The organism is Clostridia bacterium (genome assembly GCA_017405765.1).
GTDB lineage: Bacteria > Bacillota > Clostridia > Oscillospirales > RGIG577 > RGIG577.
The window spans coordinates 46,053-54,835 of the sequence record JAFQZS010000041.1; the positions used below are offsets into that span (position 1 = coordinate 46,053).

The following is an 8,783-nucleotide window of genomic DNA, read 5'->3' on the forward strand; positions in this document are numbered from 1 at the left end:
CTCCTAATTTGGGGTATACATTCGCTTGTACGGGTTTTTCGCATTAGGCTTTAAAATATAGTAATGATCCGAAGAAAGCGCTTTGTGATCAAGAGAAAAAATATCTGCATATTCCTTCAATATGTCGGAAATTTCAGCTATATCTTCTTGTGACGCGCAGCCTAAAGAAACCTGCTCCGGCAGGTTCTTAGGCATTACTTCGGTCCTTAAAAAAATCTTTCCGCCGTGCATACCCGTCCCCGTAAAGTTTCCCACGATAGGAATACTTGTGTCAAGCCCCAAAACGATTATAACGCCGCCCGCCATGTACTCGCCCAAAAACGAGCCGGCAGACCCGCCGAGCACTATAACAGGCACTTTCTCCTTATATTCCTTCATATGTATGCCCGTGCGGTATCCGGCGCTGCCTTTTACATATATTCTGCCGCCGCGCATGGCGTATCCCAAAGCGTCTCCCGCCGAGCCGTAAACAACTATGCGTCCGTCGTTCATCGTGTCTCCTACTGCGTCCTGTACGTTGCCGTTTACTTTTATTTCAGAGCCGTTTAAGTATGCTCCCAGCGCATTTCCGGGTGTGCCGCTTATCGTTACGCTCGCGTCCGAAAGTCCCGCCGCTATGTAACGCTGGCCCATGCAATTGTCTATCGTTATAATCTTTTCGGATGCGGCCGCTTCGCGCACCGTGTCGTTAAGCGTTTTAAAGTGCATCCCGTCCGCGTTTATCGTCTTCAATTCTTAACACCTCCAAGCATTTCGGCGCGTCTCTTCTTCCCAAAGGGGATAAGCGACGGGTCCTTGCATATAAGCTCGAAATCTATGCCCGAAAGCGGCGTGCGGTCGCGTATCATCGCGGTGTAGATGCCCGCGCGCCGTATGTCTCCGATAATTATATATCCCATAAGCCTGTCGTCTTTGTAAAAGAGCTTTTTATAAAGCCCCTCGCTGCGCTCGAAGTATACCTCGCCCTCGTACGCGCCCGCCGTGACCATATGAAGCCCGAAAAAGCCTATAGCGTTCTGTGCCATCGCGCGATCGAACGCTCCGGGCTCGCCCGTCATGTTGCGCCCCGCGCATTCGCCCTGCATATAGGCGTTGGGCATGAGCGCAAGTATGCGGCTCTGGCCGGTTACACAGTCCGTGCCCTGCGCGCAGTCGCCCGCGGCGTAGACGTTCGTCACCGTCGTTTCCATGTGGTCGTTTACGATTATGCCGCGCTCGCACGCGCCGCCCGCGTCCTTTACAAGGCTTATATTCGCCTTTACGCCGACCGCCGTGACGAGTACGTCGAACTCAATGGTTTTGCCGCTCTTTAAGCGCGCGCGGCCGACCTTAAATTCCTCCACGCTGTCGGAAAGGTAAAATTCCATGCCGTGCTCCACAAGCGACTTTTCAACGACCGCGGCCGCTTCCCCGTCAAGGATGCTTGACAGTATCCTGTCGGCAAGGTCCACCACCGCTATGTGTCCGCAGAGCCCCGATATGCCCTCGGCGCACTTTAAACCTATAAGACCCGCGCCGATGATGAGCACTCTCGTTTCGGGCGTGAGCGCTTCGGATAAGGCCTTCGCGTCGTCGAGCGTCATGAACGAATACTTTTTTTCGACGGTGTCAAAGCCCTTCATCGGCGGTATGAACGGGTGCGAGCCCGCCGCAACCAAAAGCCTGTCGTAGGGCACCTTTCCCTTGTCCGTCTTTACCGTCTGGCGGACGGGGTCGATGCTTTCGGCCGCAACGCCGAGCATGACGTCGACGCCGTTATCCTTATAAAAGCCGTCGGGGCGGTATTTCATCTTCTCCTCGTCGGTCTTGCCCAAAAGGAGATACGATATAAGAGGCCGCGAATACGTGTGATGCGGCTCCTTCGATATGAGCGTTATGGCGCCCTTTTGGTCCTTCTTTCTTATCCCCTCTATCGCGCCAATGGCCGCAGGGCCGTTTCCTATTATTACGTATTTCACCTTCGGCTCACCTCTCTTCAAATACTATAGCGCCGTTCGGACAGCCTGCAACGCAGGCGGGCGTTCCTTTTTTCGTCTTTATGCACAGCTCGCACTTCTGCACGGCGCCGTCCTCGGACGGCATTACCGCCCCGTAGGGGCACATGACAATGCAGGTGTAGCAGTGTATGCATTTACTCTTGTCTATCTCGATAACGCCGTTCTCAATCGAGAGCGCCCCGCCTATGCAGCCCTTGACGCAGAGCGGATCCTCGCAGTGGCGGCACGAAACAGCGTAGCACACGCCCTCTCCCTCTTCAACTCTTATATTGGGCCGGATACTTGCGCCCATAAGCGTGGTGGCCATATCCCTGCCGCCCGAATTTGAGAACGCGCAGTTGTATTCGCACAAATGACAGCCCAAACACCATTTTTCATTAACATATATCCTTTTCACAATACGCCCTCCTATTCTCCCGCATGCTTTATGCCCAAGATCTTAAGCTCCTTTTCGTTAAGCCCAACGCCTCTTAACATAAGGCGGTTACCTTTAAGGCTTTCTATGGAATTTATGCCCATACCGCCCATAAGTTCCTTTATCTCGTGGTTCCACGCGGTGAGAAGGTTTACGAGCCGCTGATACCCCAAATCGGGATTTAAGCGCTTTACAAGGTCGGGACGCTGCGTTGCAATGCCCCAGTTACACCTGCCCGTCTGACACGTGCGGCATAAGTGGCAGCCGAGTGCCAGAAGCGCCGCCGTACCGATGTAGCAGGCGTCCGCGCCTAATGCCACGGCCTTGAATACGTCCGCGCTGCTTCTTATGCTGCCCGCAACAACGAGCGACACGCGGTCGCGTATGCCATCTTCCCTAAGCCGCGTATCTACCGACGCAAGAGCAAGCTCTATCGGTATGCCCACGTTGTCGCGTATCCTCGTCGGAGCCGCGCCCGTGCCGCCTCTGAAGCCGTCTATCGCTATAACGTCGGCGCCGCTTCTCGCGATACCGCTCGCAATGGCCGCGATGTTGTGAACGGCGGCTATCTTTACGAATACGGGCTTCGTGTAATTCGTCGCCTCCTTGAGCGAATATACGAGCTGGCGCAGATCCTCAATCGAATATATGTCATGGTGCGGCGCGGGCGATATCGCGTCGGCGCCCTCGGGCACCATGCGCGTGCGCGAAACGTCGCCCACTATCTTTTCGCCCGGCAGATGGCCGCCTATGCCGGGCTTTGCGCCTTGGCCTATCTTTATCTCTATTGCGGCCGCCGTGTCGAGGTACTTCTTATGAACGCCGAAGCGTCCCGATGCAACCTGTACTATCGTATTGCTTCCGTATTGATAGAAGTCCTCATGAAGGCCGCCCTCGCCGGTGTTGTAGAATATTCCGAGTTCGCGTGCGGCGCGCGCAAGCGACTCGTGCGCGTTGTAGCTTATCGAGCCGTAGCTCATGGCCGAGAACATTACGGGCATCGAAAGCTCAAGCTTCACTCTCTTTATCGGGATGAGCCTGCCGTTTTCGTCGCGCTTTATCTCGTGTGTCTTGCCGCCCAAAAATACGCGCGTTTCCATAGGCTCGCGAAGCGGGTCTATCGAAGGATTGGTGACCTGAGACGCGTTAAGAAGCATCTTGTCGAAGTATACGGGATACTTCTCGGGATTGCCCATGCTTGAAAGAAGCACGCCGCCGCTCGACGCCTGCTTGTATATTTCCGTTATCTCCTTTTGTCCCCAGTTCGCGTTCTCCTTGAACGTATGCGGCGATTTTACTATCTTTATCGCGCGCGTGGGGCAGAGCGTTGCGCAGCGGTGGCAGTTGACGCACTTTAAATCGTCCGATATCATCCTGTCCTTTTCGGGCAGATACGTATGCACTTCGTTTGCGCACTGACGCTCGCACACGCGGCATCTTATGCATCTGTCGGGATCTCTTAAGACCTCGTATTCGGGGTACATAAACTGTATTGCCATTTTTTACACCTCCGACGCGTTCTTGTCAAGCGTTACGATTACTGCCTCGCCTCCGCGCGGAGCGCGTATAGAGTCAAGGTCCGACTCTATTATCCTTATGGCGGACTCTTCGCTTGCCATATATACCATATCGCCCTTTTCTCCCACTACCATCGAGCGAAGCTTCAGCCTGTCGTTTAAAGCCATAAGTCCGCCGTTAAAACCCACGAGTATCGAAAACGGGCCTGTAATAAGCTGAGACGCGAACATATCTCTGAGATATTCATGGCGTTCTCTCTCGGGCTTGTCCATCTGCTCTATCGTTTGCCAGAAGGGCGCGGCAACGACCGACGCCACTTCGGAAAGCGTAAGACCCACTTTTCTGTGCAGATAATCGAATATGTACGTTATTACCTCCGTATCCGTCTGAAGCGTACACTTGTAGCCATACATCTCTATTGCGCGACGGTTCGCATCGTATGACGATATCTCGCCGTTATGGACTATTGAATAATCTAAAAGCGCAAACGGGTGCGCGCCTCCCCACCAGCCCGGCGTATTCGTGGGGTATCGTCCGTGAGCGGTGAAGCAGTAGCCCTCGTATTCTTCGAGACGATAAAAGCGCCCCACATCCTCGGGAAAGCCGACGGCCTTGAAAACGCCCATGTTCTTGCCCGACGAAAAGATATAAGCGCCGTCGATATCCGTATTTATGCGAAAAACGCATTTTACCACGAATTCCTCCTCCGAAAGCTGGCTCTCCGCAAGCTTAGTAGGCAGCGGCAGCACGAAATAACGCCAGATAAGCGGCTCGTTAGTTATCTCTTTAACTTTTTTGGTCGGTATTTTCGAAAGGTTTATAATGTCAAAGTGACGCTCCAAAAACTCTTCGCACTCACGCTTTGCCTTGAGAGTGTCATAAAATATGTGAAAGGCGTAATAATCCTTATACTCCGGATATATGCCGTAGCCCGCAAAGCCGCCGCCCAGTCCGTTTGAGCGGTCATGCATTACCTCTATCGAGCGTATTATGCTCTCGCCCGAAAACCTTCTGCCCGAGCGGGAGAAGATCCCCGAAATGGCGCAGCCGGATGGAATACGTATCTCTCCCTCTTTTTTTATGTCATTCATTTTTTGCACCTCCGCGATCAAAAAACAAAAAAGGCGCTCACCCGAACGCACGTATGTCGTGTGTTCGAATGAACGCCTTTGTTCATTGTGAAGTCAGTATATACCCGAAAATGTCTCTTGTCAAGAGTTTTTAAAGATTTTTATATTTATGTAAACCTGCGCTCATTTTTTCCTTGAATGAAGATTTTTAAAAAAAGGGTTGACAAATGAAAAACGGCCGTGCTACAATGTCACCGTAAACAGCAAAGACGCTGTGTGTGGACATACCACGCACGGCGTTTTTTTGTTTTTTATAAAAAATTTGAGGTGAGCAAAAATGAGCAGACTAATAATACCCGAAGGCTATAAAAGCAGACTTTCCGTTTACGATACGCAAAAGGCCATCGGTCTTACAAAACGCATATTTGAAGATAACCTGAGGCGCGCGCTCAATCTTTCACGCGTATCCGCGCCGCTTTTTGTCGATCCCGATACCGGCCTCAACGATGATCTGAACGGCACGGAACGTGCAGTCAGCTTTGATATAAAGGAAACGGGGGGCGTCGGAGCTGTCGTTCACTCGCTTGCAAAGTGGAAGCGCATGGCGCTGTATAAATACGGCTTCTCCGTCGGCGAAGGACTTTACGCCGATATGAACGCCATACGCCGCGACGAGGAACTTGACAACCTCCACTCGATCTATGTAGATCAGTGGGACTGGGAAATGATAATAGACAGGCGTTCCCGCAATGAAGAATACTTAAAGGAGATAGTCATAAGGATTGTTGACTCGATATGCACCGCCAAGGAGCGCATAAACGACTTCTTCCCCGCGCTGATGACCTCGCTTTCGCGCGACGTTTCGTTCATAAGCTCAGAGGAGCTTTTAAAAATGTACCCGGACAAGACGCCCAAAGAACGTGAAAACGCTTATGTGCGCGAGCATAAAACGGCCTTTATCATGCATATAGGCGACACGCTCGCAGACGGCAAAGCGCACGACGGACGCGCCCCCGATTACGACGACTGGCGCCTAAACGGCGACATACTTTTCTGGAACGAGACACTTGGCTGCGCGTTTGAAGTGTCGAGCATGGGCATACGCGTCGACGCCGACTCGCTTTCATATCAGCTTGACAAATCGGGACATAACGAGCGCAGAAAGCTTATGTTCCATAAGCTTCTTTTGGATGGCACTCTCCCGCTGACAATGGGCGGCGGAATAGGCCAATCGAGATTATGCATGCTTATTTTGGAAAAAGCGCACATAGGAGAAGTGCAGGTATCTATATGGGACGACAAAACGCTTGACGAATGCAAGTCGTCGGGCATTGAGTTATTATAAGAGAGGAGACGCAAAAATGAACAATATCCCTGAAATATTCGGCAGCATGGTATTTAACGACAACGTAATGCGCGCGCGGCTGCCAAAGGACACGTATAAGGCGCTTAAAAAGACGATAGAAAGCGGCAGGCACCTTGAAAAAGACGTTGCAATGGTCGTTGCAAGCGCCATGAAGGATTGGGCAATAGAAAAGGGAGCTACTCATTTTACGCATTGGTTCCAGCCGATGACCGGCATAACGGCAGAAAAACACGACAGCTTCATTGCTCCAGACGGACACGGCTCCGTTATTATGGAGTTTTCCGGCAAGGAGCTTGTAAAGGGAGAGCCCGACGCGTCAAGCTTCCCCTCCGGCGGCCTTAGGGCTACGTTCGAAGCGCGAGGCTATACCGCATGGGACCCCACCTCCTACGCCTTTATAAAGGACGACACGCTTTGCATACCTACGGCGTTTTGCTCATACTCCGGTGAAGCGCTCGATAAAAAGACGCCTCTTTTGCGCTCCATGGAGGCGCTCGACCGTCAGGCCATGCGCATCCTTCGCCTTTTCGGCAATGAAGACGTCAAGCGCGTTATCACGACAGTCGGTCCCGAACAGGAATATTTTCTTGTGGATAAAAAAGCTTTCCTTGCACGTCCCGACCTTATTTTCTGCGGAAGAACGCTTATCGGCGCGCGCCCGCCGAAGGGGCAGGAGATGGAGGATCACTACTTCGGCGCGATAAAGCCGAGAGTTTCGGCATATATGAAGGATCTTGACCGCGAGCTTTGGAAGCTGGGCGTGCTTGCTAAAACCAAGCACAATGAGGTCGCTCCCGCTCAGCACGAGCTTGCGCCCATATACAGCGAAACAAATGTGGCGACGGATCACAATCAGCTCACGATGGAGCTTATGAAGCGCATTGCCGACAGGCACGATATGGCATGCCTCATACACGAAAAGCCGTTTGCGGGCGTAAACGGCTCAGGCAAGCACAACAACTGGTCTATATCTACCGATACCGGCAAAAACCTTTTGGAGCCCGGAGACACTCCCGAAAAAAATGCGCAATTCCTTCTTTTCCTCACCGCCGTTATAAAGGCCGTGGACGAATACCAGGACCTTTTACGCATAACCGTGGCTTCCGCCGGAAACGATCACCGTCTGGGCGCGAACGAAGCTCCTCCGGCCATAGTATCGATGTTCTTGGGCGACGAGCTTTCGGCTGTACTCGATTCAATAGAAAACGGTACTTCCTACAATTCCTCCGCGCATATCAATATGGAAACGGGCGCGCAGGTGCTGCCACACTTCCAAAAGGATACGACTGACAGAAACCGCACCTCTCCGTTCGCCTTTACCGGCAACAAATTCGAGTTTCGCATGCCCGGCTCCGCCCTTTCGGTATCGGGACCGAATATCGTGCTCAATACGATAGCCGCCGAGGTGTTCGGCCAATTTGCCGACGAGCTTGAAAAGAGCGAGGATCTTTCAAAAGATGTGACCGCCCTTATACGGCGCACGCTCTCGAAGCATAAGAGAATAGTATTCAACGGTAACAATTACTCCGATGAATGGGTAGAGGAAGCTGCGCGCCGCGGACTTCTCAATTTAAAGTCAACGCCGGAGGCGCTGCCCTATATGCTCAGTGAAAAGAACATCTCTCTTTTTGAACGTCATCACGTTTTAAGCCGTGCCGAGATAGAATCGCGCTATGAGATATATCTTGAAAACTATACTAAGACTATACATATCGAAGCGCTTACAATGATAGACATGATAAAAAAGGCCGTCCTTCCCTCAGTGCTCGGCTATGAGGCAAAGCTTTCCGAGCTTGTAAAGACTAAGAATAAGATCGGCGTCGATAACAGTCTTGAAACAAAGCTCACAGAGAAGCTTTCGGCGCTCTCTGTCTGCCTTTACAACAAGCTTACAAGCCTTGAGGAAGCCGTTATTAACGCAAAGGATATGAGCGAAGAGTTGGAATGTGCGAAATATCATCACGATACGATATTTACCGCAATGCTTGAGCTTCGCACAGTCTCCGATGAGCTTGAGAGCATGATGCCGGAATGCGAATGGCCCTATCCTGCTTATTCAAAGCTTTTATACAGCGTAGTGTGATAAAAGATGCCGTATGCTTATTCTAATACTCTTTCTAAAAAGGCCGCGCCCAAAGTTTGAGCGTGGCTTTTTTAGCCACGCAGTTTTTTACCGTCTTCAAGCTCTTTGTTTGGGTATGCTTTTTTAGAAACATGTCGTTTTTTTGTAGAATTGTTATGGTACAAATGATATGTGACAAAAGAGAATGGAAATCCAACTCGAACATGGTATGATGAAGTTACCACACAAATCAGCCATGAAAGAGATGAATTTCCATGACCAGTTTAGCATCTGGCGCGCATTTCCGTCAACAGGTAATCAAGTATTCAGAGAAGAACGGAGTAACAAAAGCCGC

At 51.4% G+C, this 8,783-nt stretch carries 7 protein-coding genes; 2 read left to right on the top strand and 5 right to left on the bottom strand.

From position 1 onward, the window contains the following. Nucleotides 1-3: 3 nt before the first annotated feature. The 5 genes from IJG50_07370 to IJG50_07390 are packed head-to-tail and all read right to left on the bottom strand — an operon-like array spanning nucleotide 4 to nucleotide 5,012. Nucleotides 4-708, bottom strand: coding sequence for a glutamate synthase (locus IJG50_07370; GenBank protein MBQ3379663.1), 705 nt, complete (start codon nucleotides 706-708; stop codon nucleotides 4-6). Between the two features lie 20 nt (nucleotides 709-728). Then, nucleotides 729-1,958, bottom strand: coding sequence for an NAD(P)/FAD-dependent oxidoreductase (locus tag IJG50_07375; GenBank protein MBQ3379664.1), 1,230 nt, complete (start codon nucleotides 1,956-1,958; stop codon nucleotides 729-731). A 7-nt stretch (nucleotides 1,959-1,965) separates the two neighbouring features. Next, nucleotides 1,966-2,394, bottom strand: coding sequence for a 4Fe-4S binding protein (locus IJG50_07380; protein MBQ3379665.1), 429 nt, complete (start codon nucleotides 2,392-2,394; stop codon nucleotides 1,966-1,968). Between the two features lie 11 nt (nucleotides 2,395-2,405). Beyond that, nucleotides 2,406-3,911, bottom strand: coding sequence for an alpha-hydroxy-acid oxidizing protein (locus IJG50_07385; GenBank protein MBQ3379666.1), 1,506 nt, complete (start codon nucleotides 3,909-3,911; stop codon nucleotides 2,406-2,408). A gap of 3 nt (nucleotides 3,912-3,914) precedes the next feature. After that, nucleotides 3,915-5,012 carry a glutamine amidotransferase family protein gene (locus IJG50_07390; GenBank protein ID MBQ3379667.1) on the bottom strand — a complete coding sequence of 366 codons (1,098 nt, stop codon included), beginning with the start codon at nucleotides 5,010-5,012 and terminating at the stop codon, nucleotides 3,915-3,917. A 325-nt stretch (nucleotides 5,013-5,337) separates the two neighbouring features. On the opposite strand from IJG50_07390, the gene IJG50_07395 reads away from it, so the two are divergent. Both IJG50_07395 and IJG50_07400 read left to right on the top strand, forming a co-directional pair. After that, a complete protein-coding gene (locus tag IJG50_07395) occupies nucleotides 5,338-6,345 on the top strand; it encodes an aspartate--ammonia ligase (GenBank protein ID MBQ3379668.1) in 1,008 nt (335 codons plus the stop codon). 16 nt (nucleotides 6,346-6,361) lie between these two features. Then, nucleotides 6,362-8,449, top strand: coding sequence for a glutamine synthetase III (locus IJG50_07400; GenBank protein MBQ3379669.1), 2,088 nt, complete (start codon nucleotides 6,362-6,364; stop codon nucleotides 8,447-8,449). The last annotated feature ends 334 nt before the right edge of the window (nucleotides 8,450-8,783 follow it).